2 tRNA genes are annotated in these 228 nt (G+C 53.5%); both read left to right on the top strand.

From position 1 onward, the window contains the following. The first annotated feature begins 3 nt into the window (after positions 1 to 3). Positions 4 to 80: transfer RNA gene (locus tag FQ668_RS28445), tRNA-Ile, on the top strand. Positions 81 to 86: 6 nt separating this feature from the next. Then, positions 87 to 162, top strand: a tRNA-Ala gene (locus FQ668_RS28440). Positions 163 to 228 lie beyond the last annotated feature (66 nt).

Here is a 228-nt window from a genome sequence, read left to right as displayed (position 1 = left end):
TATAGGTCTGTAGCTCAGTTGGTTAGAGCGCACCCCTGATAAGGGTGAGGTCGGCAGTTCAAATCTGCCCAGACCTACCAATATGCGGGGCCATAGCTCAGCTGGGAGAGCGCCTGCCTTGCACGCAGGAGGTCAGCGGTTCGATCCCGCTTGGCTCCACCACTTTCGCCGTACGCAGTCACTTGTCAGAACTTAGAAATGAACATTCAGTTCGAATGTTGATTTCTG

The sequence above is a fragment of the Pseudomonas sp. Kh14 genome (assembly GCF_900291005.1).
GTDB classification, from domain to species: domain Bacteria; phylum Pseudomonadota; class Gammaproteobacteria; order Pseudomonadales; family Pseudomonadaceae; genus Aquipseudomonas; species Aquipseudomonas alloputida.
The sequence above is the reverse complement of the archived record's forward strand: the minus strand, read 5'-3'. Positions and strand labels throughout refer to the sequence as shown.